At 72.4% G+C, this 16,660-nt stretch carries 14 protein-coding genes; 5 read left to right on the plus strand and 9 right to left on the minus strand.

Translation table 11 applies throughout. The features are described 5' to 3' along the window. Positions 1-266 precede the first annotated feature (266 nt). Complete coding sequence (gene glnA / locus ABD340_RS21165) at positions 267-1,628, plus strand: type I glutamate--ammonia ligase (RefSeq protein WP_344590986.1); 1,362 nt, start codon at positions 267-269, stop codon at positions 1,626-1,628. Positions 1,629-1,791: 163 nt separating this feature from the next. Beyond that, a complete protein-coding gene (locus ABD340_RS21170; protein ID WP_344590968.1) occupies positions 1,792-5,019 on the plus strand; it encodes a bifunctional [glutamine synthetase] adenylyltransferase/[glutamine synthetase]-adenylyl-L-tyrosine phosphorylase in 3,228 nt (1,075 codons plus the stop codon). On the opposite strand, the gene ABD340_RS21175 is transcribed toward ABD340_RS21170, so the two are convergent. Continuing rightward, positions 5,004-6,062 carry a phosphatase PAP2 family protein gene (locus ABD340_RS21175; RefSeq protein WP_344590969.1) on the minus strand — a complete coding sequence of 353 codons (1,059 nt, stop codon included), beginning with the start codon at positions 6,060-6,062 and terminating at the stop codon, positions 5,004-5,006. The two genes, ABD340_RS21170 and ABD340_RS21175, sit on opposite strands and share 16 nt — an antisense overlap. A 219-nt stretch (positions 6,063-6,281) precedes the next feature. Here ABD340_RS21175 and ABD340_RS21180 point away from each other — a divergent pair, with 219 nt between their 5' ends. Further along, entirely contained in the window at positions 6,282-7,844 is a 1,563-nt protein-coding gene (locus tag ABD340_RS21180; RefSeq protein ID WP_344590970.1) for an alpha/beta hydrolase, read from the plus strand. On the opposite strand, the gene ABD340_RS21185 is transcribed toward ABD340_RS21180, so the two are convergent. Beyond that, positions 7,841-8,245 (minus strand): OsmC family protein, encoded by a 405-nt coding sequence (locus ABD340_RS21185; RefSeq protein ID WP_344590972.1) that lies wholly within the window; start codon positions 8,243-8,245, stop codon positions 7,841-7,843. The two genes, ABD340_RS21180 and ABD340_RS21185, sit on opposite strands and share 4 nt — an antisense overlap. A 143-nt stretch (positions 8,246-8,388) precedes the next feature. Next, the gene (gene glnA, locus ABD340_RS21190; protein ID WP_344590974.1) at positions 8,389-9,813 is read right to left on the minus strand and encodes a type I glutamate--ammonia ligase; all 1,425 of its coding nucleotides are present in this window, start codon (positions 9,811-9,813) and stop codon (positions 8,389-8,391) included. Positions 9,814-10,021: 208 nt separating this feature from the next. Between glnA (ABD340_RS21190) and ABD340_RS21195 the strand changes: the two genes are divergently transcribed. Further along, the gene (locus tag ABD340_RS21195) at positions 10,022-10,525 is read left to right on the plus strand and encodes an RDD family protein (RefSeq protein WP_344590976.1); all 504 of its coding nucleotides are present in this window, start codon (positions 10,022-10,024) and stop codon (positions 10,523-10,525) included. 158 nt (positions 10,526-10,683) lie between these two features. On the opposite strand, the gene ABD340_RS21200 is transcribed toward ABD340_RS21195, so the two are convergent. Beyond that, entirely contained in the window at positions 10,684-11,379 is a 696-nt protein-coding gene (locus ABD340_RS21200; RefSeq protein ID WP_344590977.1) for a DUF4191 domain-containing protein, read from the minus strand. Positions 11,380-11,454: 75 nt separating this feature from the next. Beyond that, positions 11,455-12,384 carry a lipoyl synthase gene (gene lipA, locus ABD340_RS21205; RefSeq protein ID WP_344590978.1) on the minus strand — a complete coding sequence of 310 codons (930 nt, stop codon included), beginning with the start codon at positions 12,382-12,384 and terminating at the stop codon, positions 11,455-11,457. 145 nt (positions 12,385-12,529) lie between these two features. Here lipA and ABD340_RS21210 point away from each other — a divergent pair, with 145 nt between their 5' ends. Next, complete coding sequence (locus tag ABD340_RS21210) at positions 12,530-13,069, plus strand: YfbM family protein (protein ID WP_344590979.1); 540 nt, start codon at positions 12,530-12,532, stop codon at positions 13,067-13,069. Positions 13,070-13,078: 9 nt separating this feature from the next. On the opposite strand, the gene lipB is transcribed toward ABD340_RS21210, so the two are convergent. From lipB to sucB, 4 genes are all read right to left on the minus strand, one after another. Beyond that, a complete protein-coding gene (lipB, locus tag ABD340_RS21215) occupies positions 13,079-13,750 on the minus strand; it encodes a lipoyl(octanoyl) transferase LipB (RefSeq protein ID WP_344590987.1) in 672 nt (223 codons plus the stop codon). Between the two features lie 83 nt (positions 13,751-13,833). Beyond that, positions 13,834-14,571, minus strand: coding sequence for a Type 1 glutamine amidotransferase-like domain-containing protein (locus tag ABD340_RS21220; protein ID WP_344590980.1), 738 nt, complete (start codon positions 14,569-14,571; stop codon positions 13,834-13,836). A gap of 82 nt (positions 14,572-14,653) precedes the next feature. Next, on the minus strand, positions 14,654-15,553 hold the full coding sequence (locus tag ABD340_RS21225) for a TIGR01777 family oxidoreductase (RefSeq protein WP_344590982.1): 900 nt from the start codon (positions 15,551-15,553) through the stop codon (positions 14,654-14,656). A 78-nt stretch (positions 15,554-15,631) separates the two neighbouring features. After that, positions 15,632-16,660, minus strand: a 1,029-nt coding sequence (gene sucB / locus ABD340_RS21230; protein ID WP_344590983.1) for a 2-oxoglutarate dehydrogenase, E2 component, dihydrolipoamide succinyltransferase, incomplete at its 5' end; no start/stop codon positions are given.

Genomic DNA, 16,660 nt, shown 5'->3' on the forward strand with positions numbered 1-16,660 from the left:
TTTGGAACGGTGTTATGAGCGGTTTTGTGCCGTGCCGCCTCCGCGCAGGTGAGCTGTAACGTCGCGGTAACAGCGGCCGGGCATACTGCAAGGTGGCCGGACCGTCGGCTCCCGCCTCGTACCTGCGCCAACGCGAGCGGAGCGGGCAGACCCGTCGCCGGCCGCCCGGTAGCGGGCGCCGGTAGCCGGGTACGGCTCGGACAAGGGCAAAGACACGGCACGCAGAGACACAGGCACAGGGCACGGCATCGTCGAGGGAGATGGCTTTGGACCGTCAGCAGGAGTTCGTGCTCCGCACGCTGGAGGAGCGCGACATCCGCTTCATCCGGCTGTGGTTCACCGACGTGCTCGGGTTCCTGAAGTCCGTTGCGGTCGCGCCCGCCGAACTCGAGGGGGCCTTCGCGGAGGGCATCGGCTTCGACGGCTCGGCGATCGAGGGCTTCGCCCGGGTCTACGAGGCCGACATGATCGCCAAGCCCGATCCGTCCACCTTCCAGGTGCTGCCCTGGCGCAGCGAGGCGCCCGGGGTCGGCCGCATGTTCTGCGACATCCTCATGCCGGACGGCACGCCCAGCTTCGCCGACCCCCGGTACGTGCTCAAGCGCGCCCTCGCCCGCGCCGCCGACCTCGGCTTCACCTTCTACACCCATCCCGAGGTCGAGTTCTTCCTGCTCAAGGACAAGCCGGAGGACGGCCGCGAGCCCGAGCCGGTGGACGCCGGCGGCTACTTCGACCACACCCCGCACAGCGCGGCGCACGACTTCCGGCGCAACGCGATCATGATGCTGGAGTCGATGGGCATCTCGGTGGAGTTCAGCCACCACGAGGGCGCCCCCGGCCAGCAGGAGATCGACCTGCGGTACGCCGACGCGCTCACCACCGCCGACAACATCATGACCTTCCGCCTGGTGATGAAGGAGGTGGCGCTGGAGCAGGGGGTGTTCGCCTCGTTCATGCCCAAGCCGTTCACCGAGCATCCCGGTTCGGGCATGCACACGCACATGTCGCTGTTCGAGGGCGACCGCAACGCCTTCTACGAGCCGGGCGCCGAGTTCCAGTTGTCGAAGGTGGGCCGCGCGTTCATCGCGGGCATCCTGCGCCACTCGGCCGAGCTCACCGCGGTCTGCAACCAGTTCGTCAACTCCTACAAGCGGCTGTGGGGCGGCGTGGGGTCGACGGCGGGCGCCGGCGGCGAGGCCCCGTCCTACATCTGCTGGGGGCACAACAACCGTTCCGCGCTGGTCCGCGTCCCGATGTACAAGCCGCACAAGGGGCACTCCACCCGGATCGAGTTCCGCTCCCTGGACACGGCCACCAACCCCTACCTGGCGTTCGCGGCCATCCTCGGAGCGGGCCTGAAGGGCATCGAGGAGGGGTACGAGCTGCCGCCGGGCGCCGAGGACGACGTGTGGGCGCTCACCTCGGCCGAGCGGCGGGCGCTGGGCATCCAGCCGCTGCCGCAGAGCCTGGACGAGGCCATCCACGCGATGGAGCGCAGCGAGCTGATGGCCGACGTGCTGGGCGAGCACGTGTTCGACTTCTTCCTGCGCAACAAGCGCGCCGAGTGGGAGGAGTACCGCCGCCAGGTCACCGAGTTCGAGCGCAAGCGCCTGATCGCGGTTCTCTAGCGGCACCGCTCCCTTCAAGAACCGGACATCATCGGCCAAACCCGTTCAAGCTGGTTGGGGCAACGGCGGCCGATGGGCGCGGTGAGGGGAACGCAGCGAAATTGAAACCTTTCGCGGCCCGGATAGCCGTCAGCGGCGGGGCCGCCCGATTACGGTTGAGGCCGTGAGCGAGCCGTGGACACCTGATCGCCGTCCCACCCTGGCCGGGCGTCTGGCCAGGCTGGGGTTCACCGATGCGGGCCGTGCGGAACGGGCGCTGCTGGAGGCCGGGCGCGGCGGGGGTGCGGCCCCCTCCGACGACCTGCTGGGCGCGCTGGGCGCCACGGCCGACCCCGATCTGGCGCTGGACGGGCTGCTACGGCTCCTGGCGGCCTCCCGTGAGGCCGGGGAGGGCGCCGAGTTGCGCTCCGTCCTGGCCCGGGAAGGCCCGCCACGTGAGCGGCTGCTGGCCGTGCTGGGGGTGAGCGCCGCGCTCGGTGATCACCTCGCCCGCCATCCCGGCCACTGGCGCGCGCTGCTGGACGATGGACCGATCCAACCCGGGCCCGTCCAACCCGCGTCCGCGGTAACGACGGCGCACGCCGTTCCCGAACCGCGCACCGCCACCACCACCGCCGAGCCGGGTGCGACCCTCCGCAAGGCGGAGGACAAACAGGCCCCGAACGGCACGGACGCCGCCGACGCCGCGGTGCGCGCCTCGGGAGGGCCGCCCCTGGAACTGCTGCGCGCGGAGCTGCTGCGCGCCGTGGGGGCCGACCAGGCCGCCGCCGACCCCGTGGCCCGCGACGCGACCCCGGACACGCTGGTCGCGCTGCGCGCCGAGTACCGGCGGCACCTGCTGGCGCTGGCCGGCCGCGACCTGACCGGGGCGGCCGGGGTCGGGGACGTGGCCGCCGAACTCGCCGACCTCGCCGCCGCCGCGCTGGAGGCGGGCCTGGCCTTCGCCCGCGCCGAGGTGCCCGAACACGCCGCCTGCCGGCTGGCGGTGATCGGCATGGGCAAGTGCGGCGGACGCGAGCTCAACTACGTCAGCGACGTGGACGTGATCTTCGTCGCGGAAGCGCGGGGCGCCGACGAGGACGCCGCCCTGCGCGCCGCCAACCGCCTCGCCGCCGCCACGATGCGCGCCTGCTCGGCCAGCACGGCCGAAGGCTCGCTGTGGGAAGTGGACGCGGCGCTGCGTCCCGAGGGCAGATCGGGGCCCCTGGTCCGCACGCTGGCCAGCCACCGCGCCTACTACGAGCGCTGGGCCAAGACTTGGGAGTTCCAGGCCCTCCTCAAGGCGCGCCCCGTCGCCGGCGATGCCGAGCTGGGCGCCCGTTACATCGCCTCCATCACCCCGCTGGTCTGGAAGGCCGCCGCGGGAGAGGGCTTCGTCGAGGACGTCCAGGCCATGCGCCGCCGCGTGGAGACCCACCTCAACCAGCGCAGCGCCGAGGCCGAACGCCAGCTCAAACTCGGTCCGGGCGGCCTGCGCGACGTGGAGTTCGCCGTCCAGCTGCTCCAGCTTGTCCACGGCCGGGCCGACGAGGCCCTGCGCAGCCCGAACACGCTCGAAGCGCTGACCAGCCTGTCCCAGGGCGGGTACGTGGGGCGCGACGACGCCGCCGCGCTCACCTCCGCCTACCGCTTCCTGCGCCGCGTGGAACACCTCGTCCAGCTGCACCGGCTGCGGCGCACGCACCTGGTGCCCGACGACGCGGCCGACCTGCGCCGCCTGGGCCGGGCCCTGGGACTGCGCACCGAACCCATCGGCGAGTTCACCGCGCTGTGGCGGCGGCACGCGCGCGAGGTCCGGCGCATCCACGAGAAGCTGTTCTACCGTCCGCTGCTGCGCGCGGTGGCCCGGCTTCCCGGCGAGGAGGCCCGGCTCACGCCCGAGGCGGCCCGCACCCGCCTGGTGGCCCTGGGCTACCACGACCCCGCCGGGGCGCTGCGCCACATCGAGGCGCTCACCTCCGGAGTGTCCCGGCGCGCGGCCATCCAGCGGACCCTGCTGCCGGTGATGCTCGGATGGTTCGCCGACGCCCCCGACCCCGACGCCGGCCTCCTGGGGTTCCGCAAGGTCAGCGACGCCCTCGGCACCACCCCCTGGTACCTGCGGCTGCTGCGCGACGAGGTCACCGTCGCCGAGCGGATGGCCTGGCTGCTGGGGTCCAGCCAGTACGCGACCGACCTCCTGCTCCGCGCCCCCGAGGCCGTGACCATGCTCGGCAACGCCGCCGAGCTCGCCCCCAGGCCGCACGACGCGCTGCGCACCGAGGCCCTCGCCGCCGTGCGCCGCCACGCCGAGGGCCTGGGCGGGGAGGGAACGGCCGGCGGCAAGGCGGTGCCCGCCGAGGACGCCGTCGCCGTCGTGCGCGGCCTGCGCCGCCGCGAGCTGTTCCGGGTCTCGGTCGCCGACCTGCTCGGCCTCGCCGACGTCCGCGCCGTCGGCGAGGCGCTCACCGACATCGCCACCGTCACCGTCGAGGCCGCGCTCCGCGCCGCCATCAGCAAGATCGAGGTGGCCCGCCGCGGATCGCTGCCCACCCGGATGGCCGTGGTGGCGATGGGCCGGTTCGGCGGCCACGAACTGGGCTACGGCAGCGACGCGGACGTGATGTTCGTGCACGACCCGCTGCCCGGCGCCGACGAGCGGGACGCCGGCCGCGCCGCGCACGCCGTCGCCGAGGAACTGCGCAAGCTGCTCGCGCTGCCCGCCCCCGATCCGCCGCTGGAGATCGACCCCAACCTGCGTCCCGAGGGACGCCAGGGGCCGCTGGTGCGGACCCTCGCCTCCTACGCCGCGTACTACGCCCGCTGGTCGGCGCCCTGGGAGAGCCAGGCGCTCCTGCGCGCCGATCCGATCATCGGCGACCCGGAGCTGTGCGAGCGCTTCCGCGCCCTCATCGACCCGGTCCGGTGGCCGGAGGACGGCATCGACGACGCCGCCGTCCGGCAGATCCGGCGGCTCAAGGCGCGGATGGAGTCCGAGCGGCTGCCCCGCGGGGTGGACCGGCGGCTGCACACCAAACTGGGCCCCGGCGGGCTCTCGGACGTGGAATGGGTCGCCCAGCTGCTCCAGCTCAGGCACGCGCACGACGTCCCGGCGCTGCGCACCACCCGCACCCTGGCGACCCTAGACGCCGCCGCCTCCGCGCGCCTCCTGGACGGGGAGGACGCCCGGGTGCTGTCGGAGGCGTGGCAGCTGGCCACCCGCATCAGGAACACCATGATGCTCGTGCGGGGACGGGCCTCCGACCTGCTGCCCACCGACCACCACAAGGAGCGCAGCGCCGTCACCCGAGTCCTGAACTACCCCGGCACAGGGGACTTGCTGGAGGACTACCGTCGGCATGCCCGCCGCGCCAGGGCCGTGGTCGACCGGGTCTTCTACGGCGTCACCTGATTCGGCCGCGCCCCCGGGCCGCCCCCCGGGCCGCCCCCCGAGCCGTCCCCCGAGTCGGCCCCCTTGCCGGGCCCTGAGCCGGGCCTCGGCCGCGGCCCGGAGACGCCCCCGACGGCCTCCGGGTCCCGGGCCGAGGTCCACGCGGCGGGTGCCGTCCACGAGGCCAGCCCGCTGCCCTGCGCCTTCAGCGCGGGCCAGGCGATCCGCCGCAACAGCACGTGCGCCACCTGCCGGCACATCCTTCTCAGCTCGGCGGGGTAGCGGTGGTACAGCAGCCAGGACAGGCCCAGCGCCGCGCCGATCAGCGCCCAGCCGGCCACCGCGTCCAGGATGTAGTGGTTGGCGGTGCCGAGGATGACCAGCACCGTGGTGACCGGGTACAGCACGCCGAACACCTTCGCCCAGCTCGGCGCGGCCAGCCGGACCAGGACGAACCCGCACCACAGCGCCCAGCCGGCGTGCATCGACGGCATCGCCGCGTACTGGTTGGTGAACGTCGCCGAGGCGTCCCCCGCGTACAGGCCCAGCGTCCGCAGCGCGGTGACCGGGTCGACGAAGCCCTCATCGCCGAGGAACCGCGGCGGCGCCAGCGGGTAGAGCCAGTAGCCGATCAGCGCGAACCCGGTGGCCATCATGATCCCCGTGCGCAGCCAGCGGTAGTCGTGCGGACGGCTGCGATAGAGCCAGATCACCGTTCCCAGCGTCACCGCGAAGTGCGCGGTGGCGTAGAAGACGTTGGCCGCCCGTGCCAGCCACGGCACCTGCAGCAGCGCCTGGTTCATGCTCAGCTCGACGTCGATGCCCAGCAGCCGCTCGGCGGCCAGGATCTGGTCGGCGTGCGAGAACGCCGCACCCGTGCCGTCTTGAACCAGGAGCAGGCGCGTCAACGTATAGGCGGAGTAGAAGAACACGATCAGCAGGAGCTCGCGCCAGATCGGTGGCGCGGTGAGCGCCCGCGGTAGCGGAGGGCGGCCCGCACGCGCGGTGGCGCGGCGAGCCTGGTCGGTGCGGCCTTCGGGGGTGGCCGGGGCGATTTGCGCCATGCTCGCAACTTTGCCGCGAAGTGATCAGTTTGAGATCACCGCGGCGAACGGTCTTTTCCTCAGACTTGAGTAGTACGAAACCCGGACTTTTTCCGGACTTCCGGCCGAGTGATCTCAGGGTTACGGAGAAGTGCGAGGTCAGAGCCGGTCGAGGAATCGTCCTCCAGGACGATGGGTAAGGCACCGGCATCCCCCCTCGGTCGAATCGGAGGGGGCCCAATGGCGCGGACGGCGATCGCATTCCTCACACTGAGCGCCTGCGGGCTGGCCGGCGCTGCGGCCGCGTGCACCGGCGGCCGGGCCGGTTCGTCCGGCGCCGCGCAGGGCTCCGGCGGGCCCGGCGGCCCGCCGTCCTCGATCACCACCCAGCGGCCCGTCTGGAAGCCCTGCCGCGACCTGCCGCTGCCCCGCACCGACACCGCCACGCCCGCCTTCGAATGCGCCACGGTCAAGGTGCCGCTCGACTACGCCGCACCCCGCGGCCGGACGATCCGGATCGCCCTCCTCAGGATCAAGGCGACCAAGCCCGACCGCCGCATCGGCTCGCTGCTGTTCAACTTCGGCGGGCCCGGCGCGTCCGGGGTCGAGACCCTCGCCCAGGCCGCCGGCGAGTACCGCACCCTCAACACCCGCTACGACCTCGTCGGCTTCGACCCGCGCGGGGTCGGCCGCAGCGCCCCGGTCACCTGCGTGGACGACCGGCGCATGGACCAGCTCACCGCGATGGACGACTCGCCCGACGATCCCGCCGAGGAACGCGCCCTCACCGACGCCCGCGCCTCCTACGACCAGGGCTGCGAGGCCCGGTCCGGATCGATCCTGCCGTACGTCGGCACCCGGTCCGCCGCGCGTGACATGGACATGGTCCGCGCCGCGCTGGGCGACGCCCGCCTCCACTACTTCGGGATCTCCTACGGCACCTGGCTCGGCGGCAGCTACGCCAACCAGATCCCGCGCAACGTGGGCCGCGCGGTCCTGGACGGCGCCGTCGACACCAAGATCAGCGACGTGCAGCTCGGCCTCCAGCAGGCCGCCGCGTTCCAGCGTGCGCTGGGCGCGTTCGGCGCCGCCTGCGCCGGCCACGGGCCCACCGCCTGTCCGCTCGGCCGCGACTCCCGCGCGGTCGTCGCGACCGTGGCCGGGCTCCTGAACGGCCTGGACGCCCGTCCCCTGCCGACCAAGGACCCCGCGCGTCCGCTCACCCAGAGCCTGGGCACCACCGGCGTGGCCGCGGCGCTCTACTCCGAGCAGCTGTGGCCGATCCTCGCCCGCGCCCTCACCGAGGCCGTCCGGGGGCGCGACGGCACCACGCTCCTCACCCTCGCCGACCTCCAGCTCGGCCGCCAGGAGGACGGCCGCTACACCAACCTCGTGGCCGCCGGAAACGCGATCACCTGCGCCGACACGACCGAACGGCACACCGTCGAGGAGGTGCGGCGCCTGCTGCCCCGCTTCCGCGGCGCGTCACCGATCTTCGGACCGGACATGGCCTGGAGCCTGCTGGGCTGCACCGGATGGCCGGTGCGCGGCGACGCCGCGGCCGGGGAGGTCGGCGCTCCGGCCGCGCGGCCCATCGTCGTCATCGGCAACACCGGGGACCCCGCCACGCCGTACGCGTGGGCGCCCGCGCTCACCAAAGCGATCGGCGGCCAGGCCACCCTGCTCACCCTCAAGGGCCAGGGGCACGGCGCGTACGACACCGGCGACAGATGCGTCCGCAAGGCCGTGGACCGCTACCTGCTCGACGGGACCGTCCCGCCCAACGGGACCGTCTGCGACTAGGACGGGCCCGGAAGGACCTGCTCGACCTTCATCGGCTCCTTGAGGGCGTTGCCCACGGTGCAATAGCTCTCGTGGACGCGCCGCGCCACCTTGGCGAACACCTCGGCCGCCGCCTCGTCGCCCTCGGGCAGTTCGACGTCGTAGGTGATCGTGATGGTGCCGAGCCGGCTGGTGGCGACCTTCTCGGCCTCGACGGTGGCCGCGAGCCGCGCCAGCCGGTGCCCGCGCTTGGCCGTCAGCGGTTCCACGCTCACCTGCTCGCAGCCGCCCAGCGCCGCCAGGAGCAGCTCCACCGGCGAGAACACCCCCTCCTGGTCCGACGTGCCCATCAGCACGCGCGCCCCGCGGTCGTTGGTCGCCTCGAACACGTCCCCGGTGCGCTCCACGTTCACGCGGGCCATGGGCTCCCCTTTGATCGTTCCGATGTCAGATCAGGGAACGCGCCCTCCGCCCTCGTTCTTCCCGGCCCGGCGGCGATACGCGCGAAGGCCACCGGCCGCGCCCTGGACGGGCGACCGGCCGATGGCCTTTCCGATCGCAGTGATCAGATGTCGTAGTAGAGCTCGAACTCGTGGGGGTGCGGGCGCAGGCGGATCGGGTCGATCTCGAACTCGCGCTTCATGGAGATGTAGGTCTCGATCAGGTCGGGCGTGAAGACGCCGCCCTCCAGCAGGAAGTCGTGGTCGGACTCCAGGGAGTCCAGCACGCCCTCCAGCGAGCCGGGCACCTGCGGGATCGCGCGGGCCTCCTCGGGCGGCAGCTCGTAGAGGTCCTTGTCGATCGGCTCGGCGGGCTCGATCTTGTTCTTGATGCCGTCCAGGCCGGCCATCAGCATCGCCGAGAAGGCCAGGTACGGGTTGCAGGACGGGTCGGGCACCCGGAACTCGATCCGCTTGGCCTTCGGGTTGGACCCGGTGATCGGCACGCGGATGCAGGCCGACCGGTTGCGCTGCGAGTAGACCAGGTTGACCGGGGCCTCGAAGCCCGGCACCAGGCGGTGGTAGGAGTTCACGGTCGGGTTGGTGAACGCCAGCAGCGACGGCGCGTGCTTGAGCAGGCCGCCGATGTAGTAGCGCGCGTTGTCCGACAGCCCGGCGTAGCCGACCTCGTCGTAGAACAGCGGTGAGCCGTCCTTCCACAGCGACTGGTGGCAGTGCATGCCCGAGCCGTTGTCACCGAAGATCGGCTTGGGCATGAACGTGACCGTCTTGCCCGCGTCCCGCGCGACGTTCTTGACGATGTACTTGTAGAGCATCAGGTTGTCGGCCGTCTTCAGCAGCGTGTCGAAGCGGAAGTCGATCTCCGCCTGGCCCGCGGTGCCGACCTCGTGGTGCTGCATCTCGACGTGGATGCCCGACTGGATCAGCTGGGCCACCATCTCCGAGCGCAGGTCGGTGTAGTGGTCCATCGGCGGGACGGGGAAGTAGCCGCCCTTGTACGGCGGCTTGGCGCCCAGGTTGCCGCCCGGCTCCTCGCGTCCGGTGTTCCACGCGCCCTCGACCGAGTCGAGGAAGTAGTAGCCCGCCTGCTCCTTGGTCTCGAAGCGGACGTCGTCGAAGATGTAGAACTCGGCCTCGGGGCCGAAGAAGACGGTGTCGGCGATCCCCGTGCCGCGCAGGTAGTCCTGCGCCTTCTTGGCGACGTTGCGCGGGTCCCGGCTGTAGGGCTCGCCGGTCAGCGGGTCGTGTACGAAGAAGTTCAGGATCAGCGTCTTGTGCTGGCGGAAGGGGTCGAGCACCGCCGTGCTCGGGTCCGGGAGCAGGAGCATGTCCGACTCGTGGATCTCCTGGAACCCGCGGACCGAGGACCCGTCGAACATCAGCCCCTCGGTGAAGACGCTCTCGCCGAAGCTCTCCACGGGGAACGTGAAGTGCTGCATCTTCCCGGGCAGGTCCACGAACCGGCAGTCGACGAATCGCACTCCTTCGTTCCTGATATAGCTCAGGACCTCGTCGGCGCTGCTGAACATCCAGCCTCCTTGGGGCGCTTTTTGGCTCTTGGCAGCCTAAGAACCGGCCGTTTCCCGGCCGTGTCTCATATGTTTCGCCTGTGTTACGCATCACTCTGTGCGTTGCGTCACACCGGCGGGCGTGTACGGCCAAGGTAGACCCGGCGGGCGCCGCCGGGAGGGCGGTATCCGGGTAAGAGTTCTCCAAGGGACCGGATAGCGTAGGGCCATGAGCAGCACCGGTAAGGAGCGGCAGGCCGCCGGCCAGCGTTGGACGCAGACATGGCTGGGTGGTGCCCGCTCGGGCGGGGCCGACCTCGGGTACCCGGGGGAGCGGCTCGGCCTTCCGGAGAAGGGCGGCGGCGCGGTCGCGGGTTACGGCCGCCGGCTCCTGGCGCTCTTCATCGACTGGGGCCTGTCGCTGCTGGTGGCCAGTTTCCTGGCGCGCTCGTTCGACTGGACGCCGCCGCAGCGCAGCCTCTGGACGCTGGTGATCTTCGGCGTGCAGGTGTGGCTGCTGGTCGGGCTGATCGGCACCACCATCGGCAAGCGGCTGTGCGGCATCCGCGTGGTCCGGCTCGACGGCCGCGCGGTCGGCCCGGTCTGGGGCCTGGCCCGCGCCTTCCTGATCCTGCTGGTCGTCCCCGCGCTGGTCTGGGACCGCGACTACCGCGGCCTGCACGACCGCGCCGCCAACACGGTCGTCGTCAACCTCGGGTCTGTCTCGAAGTAGCCTCGGGTGCTGAGTGAGCGCGTTACCTGGTCGGTGAGGTGATGCCGGAGGCGAGCGTCGCCGGGCGGATCGCGAAGCGATGTCGCGCTCGCCGAGGCCCGGTCAGGGGCGAGCCGCCAGGCGAGCGCCGTAGGCCGGGACTTTAGAACACAGCGGGGTCAGCGCGTCTTGGGCTTGGGCCCCTTCGGCATCCGGACGCCCTTGGGGATCGGGCCCTTGGGCATCTGCATGGAACGCGGCAGCGCCTGGAGCCGGTCGTTGAGCTCCGCGACCTGGCCCTTGGTCAGGTTGCGGGGAAGCTTCATCAGGTGGCGCTGCAGCTTGTCGACGGGGATCTGGCCTTCGTCCGTCCCGACCTGCACGTCGTAGATCGGCACCTGCTGCGCGGCGCGGGAGATGCGCTTCTTCTCCGCGCCCAGCAGCGGGCCCACCCGGTTGCGCGGGCCCTCGGAGACCAGCACCACGCCGGCCCGCCCCACCGCGCGGTGCACCATGTCGAGGTTGCGGTTGCCGCTGACCGCCTCGGTGACCGTCCAGCCGCCGCGCATGTTCTTCAGGATCGCGGCGGCGGCGCCGGGCTGGCCGGCGATCACCTTGTACTGGGCGCGCTGCGCCATCTGGCCGAACACGATCATGCCCACGGCGGCGGCCGCCAGGATGCCCAGCGGGATCGTGAAGAACAGCTGGTCGATCAGCAGCCCGATCAGGATGACGACGACCAGGGTGCCGATCGCGGCGGCGAACACGATCGGCAGGGCCTTCGGGTCCGCCTGGCGGAGCACCTGGGCGACCATGCGGATCTGCTTGAGGCGGCCCGGACGCTCCTGGGCCCCGTCCGTGGGCTTTTTCGACATGACCACAAGGATAGTCCGGTTGCGCCCGTCAGCCGACAGCCCCGCGGCCCGGGAGACCCGGGCGGGGGCGGCGGGTCAGCGCGTCCTGGCCTCGATCGCCTGCTTGTACAGGCGCCCGGCGCGGTAGCTGGAGCGGACCAGCGGCCCCGACATGACGCCGGCGAAGCCGATCTCCTCCGCCTCCGCCGACAGCTCGACGAACTCCTCCGGCTTGACCCAGCGCTCCACCGGGTGGTGGCGCGGCGAGGGGCGCAGGTACTGGGTGATGGTGATCAGCTCGCAGCCCGCCTCGTGCAGGTCGCGCAGCGCCGCGGAGACCTCCTCGCGGGTCTCGCCCATGCCGAGGATGAGGTTGGACTTGGTGACCAGGCCGTCCTCGCGGGCCCGGGTGATGACCTCCAGCGAGCGCTCGTACCGGAAGGCGGGCCGGATCCGCTTGAAGATCCGCGGGACGGTCTCCAGGTTGTGCGCCAGCACCTCCGGCCGCGATCCGAACACCTCGGCCAGCTGCTCGGGCCGGGCGTTGAAGTCGGGGATCAGCAGCTCGACGCCGCAGTCCGGGAGCGCCGCGTGGATCCGCCGGACGGTCTCGGCGTACAGCCAGGCGCCGCCGTCCTCCAGGTCGTCGCGGGCGACCCCGGTGACGGTGGCGTACCGCAGGCCCATCGAGACCACCGACTCGGCGACGCGGCGCGGCTCGTCGCGGTCGAGCGGGCTGGGCTTCCCGGTGTCGATCTGGCAGAAGTCGCAGCGCCGGGTGCACTGGTCGCCCCCGATGAGGAAGGTGGCCTCGCGGTCCTCCCAGCACTCGAAGATGTTGGGGCAGCCGGCCTCCTGGCACACGGTGTGCAGGCCCTCGGACTTCACCAGGCCGATGAGCTCCCGGTACTGCGGGCCCATCTTCAGCCGGGTCTTGATCCAGTCGGGCTTGCGCTCGATCGGGGTCTGGCTGTTTCGGGCTTCAATGCGCAGGAGCTTGCGCCCCTCGGGTGTCACCGTCGTCACCCTCACAGGTTACGTCCCGATTCCGGGTGCCCCCCGCGAGGGCAATGGAGATCACATACCGGGTACCGGGTCGATATCCATGTTCCGTCGATATCCGGGTTTCCGCCATGGCGGCCACCCGATCTCCTAGGGTGACTCCCTGTTCGTGAAGCAGAGCAGTTTCGCAGGAGGATCCACCGTGGGCCTGGCCATGTCGTACCTCAGGGTGCCGCCCGTGCTGGAGGGGGAGCGGGATCCGGGCGCGATCGCCCGGCTGATCTTCGGGGTCGCCGACTGGCGGCGCCGCCAGCCCGCCCCGCAGGTCCTGGACCTGGGCCGCGGCTGGCAGGCGCTGCACTACCTGATCACCGGCGACCCGTGGGACGGGCGCCCGCCGGCGGCCGACGTGGTGTGCGGCGGCCGGCTGCTCACCGAGGACGGCGCGGGCGAGCTCGGCCTTGACGTGATCTACCTGGCGCCGGACCGGGTCAAGCCCGCCGCCGACCATCTGGCGTCCACCCCGTACGGGGGGCTCGCCGGGCGGTACGACCCGGCCGCGATGGCCTCCGCCGGGGTGCAGGACGCCGCCGCGCTCAAGCCCGGTGCGGACCAGTTCCGTCCCGCCTACGAGGGCCTGGCCCGGTTCTTCCAGGCCGCCGCCGACGAGGGCCAGGCCGTCTACAAGGTGATGGCCGAGCAATCCTGACAGCGCCGCCTAGCGGAGGTCGAGCTGGGCGGTCGTACGGTGGAAGGACTCCGTCGCGCCCAGTGCCCCGGCCAGGTGCCGCTCGATCAGCGGGGTGACCTCGGCGACGGTGACCCGGCGGCCCAGTTCGGCGCTGAGCGAGGTGGAGCCCACATCGCGGATGCCGCACGGGATGATCCGGTCGAACCAGCTCATGTCGCAGTCGCAGTTGAGCATGAAGCCGTGCATGGTGACGCCGCGCGAGACGCGGATCCCGATGGAGCCGATCTTGCGGTTGGGCGTGCCCTCCACCCACAGCCCGCTGTGCCCCTCGACCATGGTCGTCGGGAGGCCCAGTTCGGTGCAGACATCCTGCATCATCCGCTCCAGCAGCCGCACGTAGGCGACCACGTCCACCGGGTCGGGCAGCCGGACGATCGGGTAGCCGGTGAGCTGCCCGGGGCCGTGCCAGGTGATCTTGCCGCCGCGGTCCACGTCCACCACCGGGGCGCCGGGGTCGCCGAACGGGCGGTCGGCCGGGCCGGTGCGCTTGCCCGCGGTGTACACGGGACGGTGCTCCAGCAGCAGCACGGTGTCGGGGATCTGGTCGTCGGCGCGGCGCTCGTGGGTGCGCCGCTGCAGCTCCCAGCCGTCCTCGTAGCCGACGGCCGCCGTCCCGAACCCCGCGTGCACGAACACCAGCTCGCCGGTCCGCGCCGCCGCCCCGGTGACGCGCTCGTCCGCTTCGCGTACTTTCAACTCGCTCACGCCGTTCAGCTTATGCGTCAGAGCGAGGCGAGCAGCCTGGGGGCGATCGGCGACTCCTTGGCGGCGCCCGCGCCGTCGGGCTCGATCCGGTAGGCGCCGGCGTCGCGCGCATAGGAGACGGCCTGGACGAACTCGGTGCCCACATAGTGCAGGCCCACCGCCTCGTCGGCCGCGTACCCGCCCGGCAGCGTGCCCTCGCCGACCAGCTGCTGGAGCAGCGGGCGCCGCTGGGCGTCGCTGTCGTAGTGGACGCCGCAGGAGTACGGCAGGAAGCCCAGCCCGTCGGTGAGCGGCCGCAACCGCGGCCCGTAGGAGTCGGTGTTGCCGCCCACGTGCCAGCACAGCGCCCCGGCGCTCTGCCCGGACAGCACCACGCCCTCCTGCCACGCCTCGCGCATGATCTCGTCCAGGCCGTGCAGGCGCCACAGCGCCAGCAGGTTGGCCACGCTGCCGCCGAACACGTACACCAGGTCCTGTGCCAGCAGGTGCGAGCGCATGTCGGCGACGTTGGGCATCGGGAACAGCGCGATGTGGCTGACCTCGGCCTCCATCTGGCTGAACGCCGCGTAGGCGCGCCCGATCTGGTCGATGCCGTCGCCGGTGGCGGTGGTCAGGAAGCAGATCCGGGGACGGTCCTGGCCGGTCAGGTCGACGGCGTAGCGCAGCAGCGGGCTCGGGGCCATGCCGTAGCGGTCGTCGGGGACGAAGCTCCCACCGCCGATGGCGAGGATGTGCGGCTGTCCGTCGGTGCTCATGGACCTCACGCTAGAGCCGGGGTTTGGAACGGGGCAGGACTTTGACGAATCTTGAAAGGGGACCCGGCGCTCTGACGGGGACTCAGCGCGGGCCCAGGACGGCGGCGAGCGCACCCTCCAGATCAGGGTGGGCGTGGCGGAAGCCGGACTCCTCCAGCCGCCGCGGGACGATCCGCTGGCTGATCAGCGGGCCCTCGTCCGCGAAGCCCAGCAGCGCGGCGCGCAGCGCGACCGCGGGCACCGGCACCACCGCCGGACGGTGCAGGGCCCGGCCGATCGCCCTGGTGTAGGCGGCGTTGGTGACCGACTCCGGCGCCACCACGTTCACCGGGCCGGCGAGGTCCTCCCGGTCGATCAGATGGCGCAGGGCCGCGACCGCGTCGTCCAGGGTGATCCAGCTGACCCACTGCCGCCCGTCCCCGAGCCTGCCGCCCAGCCCCATCCTGAACAGCGGCAGCACGCGGCCGAGTATCCCGCCGTGGGCGGCGAGCACGATCCCGGTGCGGGAATGCACGACCCGCGCACCGGCCTCGGCCGCGGGACGGGCCGCGGCCTCCCAGTCGCGCACCAGCTCGGCGAGGAAGCCCTCGCCCATGGGCGCCGACTCGTCGACCGCCCGGCCGCCGGTGTCGCCGTAGTAGCCGATCGCCGATCCGGAGACGAACACGCGCGGCCCGTCACCGGCCCCCGCGATCGCCTCGGCGAGGGTCCGGGTACCGCCGATCCGGCTGTCGCGGATCAGCCGCTTGCGCGCCCGCGTCCAGGGGCGGTCCCCGACGCCCGCCCCGGCGAGGTGCACCACCGCGCCGGCCCCCCGGAGGGCCTCGGCGTCGACCGTTCCGCCCGCGGGGTCCCAGCGCGCCTCGTCCGGGCCCGTGGCCGCGCGCCGCACCAGCCGTACGACCTCGTGCCCGTCGTCCCGCAGCGCCCGGACCAGTGCCGTCCCGATCAACCCGCCGGCACCCGAAACGACCACCTTCATGGCCCCAGCCTAGGACGGCGAGGACCCCGCCGCCCGTTTCGGGGCGGCGGGGTCCTCGGACGACGACCGTAGGGAGGATCAGAGGCCGAGCTCGGCCTCGAAGTTGCCCTCCTCCAGGCGGTGCTTGATCGTGCCCAGGAAGCGGGCCGCGTCGGCGCCGTCGACGAGGCGGTGGTCGTAGGTCAGCGCCAGGTAGATCATCGAGCGCACCGCGATGACCTCGCCCAGTTCGGGGTCGTCGATCACGGCGGGGCGCTTGACGACCGAGCCGGTGCCGAGCATGCCGACCTGCGGCTGGTTGAGGATCGGGGTGTCGAACAGCGCGCCGCGGCTGCCGGTGTTGGTCAGCGTGAACGTGCCGCCCGCCAGCTCGTCCGGGCTGACCTTGTTGGTGCGGGTCCGCTCGGCCAGGTCGGCGATGCGCTGGGCGAGGCCGCCCAGGTTGAGCTGCCCGGCGTTGTGGACGACCGGCACCATCAGCCCGCGCTCGGGCACGTCTACGGCGAGGCCGAGGTTCTCCACGTCGTGGTAGGTGACCTCGTTGGTCTCGCTGTTGATGACGGCGTTGAGCTTGGGGTGGACCTTGAGGGCCTCGACCGCCGCCAGCGCGAAGAACGGCAGGAACGACAGCTTGACGCCCTCGCGGGCCTGGAAGTCGGCCCTGGCCCGCTCGCGCAGCCGGGCGATCTTGGTGACGTCGACCTCGACGACCGTGGTGAGCTGCGCGGAGACCTGGAGCGACTCCACCATCCGGCGGGAGATGGTCTGCCGGATCCGGGACATCTTCTCGGTCTTGCCGCGCAGCGCGATCTGCTCGGCGGGCGCGGTGGCCGGCGCCGGACGGGCCGCCGCGGGGGCCGCCGGAGCCGCCGCGGGGACGGCCGGGGCCTGCGCGGCGGCGGCCGCGGCGGCGGGGGCCTGGGCGGCCTGCTGCTTGTCGCGGGCGGCCTCCAGCACGTCCTGCTTGCGGATGCGGCCGCCGACCCCGGTGCCCTTGACGCTGCCCAGGTCGACGTCGTGCTCGGCGGCGAGCTTGCGCACCAGCGGGGTCACGTACGGGCCCTCGCCCGCGGGGGCGGGGGCCGGAGCGGGCGCCGCGGCCGGGGG

Origin of the sequence: Actinomadura vinacea (genome assembly GCF_039532545.1) — a bacterium.
Taxonomy (GTDB): domain Bacteria; phylum Actinomycetota; class Actinomycetes; order Streptosporangiales; family Streptosporangiaceae; genus Spirillospora; species Spirillospora vinacea.

Coding starts and splice junctions, on each gene's coding strand:
- ABD340_RS21185 (WP_344590972.1), bottom strand. CDS start 8,245: ATGGCCCGCGTGAACGTGGAGCGCACCGGGGACGTGTTCGAGGCGACC.
- ABD340_RS21225 (WP_344590982.1), bottom strand. CDS start 15,553: ATGAAGGTGGTCGTTTCGGGTGCCGGCGGGTTGATCGGGACGGCACTG.
- ABD340_RS21200 (WP_344590977.1), bottom strand. CDS start 11,379: ATGTCGAAAAAGCCCACGGACGGGGCCCAGGAGCGTCCGGGCCGCCTC.
- ABD340_RS21195 (WP_344590976.1), top strand. CDS start 10,022: ATGAGCAGCACCGGTAAGGAGCGGCAGGCCGCCGGCCAGCGTTGGACG.
- ABD340_RS21220 (WP_344590980.1), bottom strand. CDS start 14,571: ATGAGCACCGACGGACAGCCGCACATCCTCGCCATCGGCGGTGGGAGC.
- glnA (WP_344590974.1), bottom strand. CDS start 9,813: ATGTTCAGCAGCGCCGACGAGGTCCTGAGCTATATCAGGAACGAAGGA.
- ABD340_RS21175 (WP_344590969.1), bottom strand. CDS start 6,062: ATGGCGCAAATCGCCCCGGCCACCCCCGAAGGCCGCACCGACCAGGCT.
- ABD340_RS21180 (WP_344590970.1), top strand. CDS start 6,282: ATGGCGCGGACGGCGATCGCATTCCTCACACTGAGCGCCTGCGGGCTG.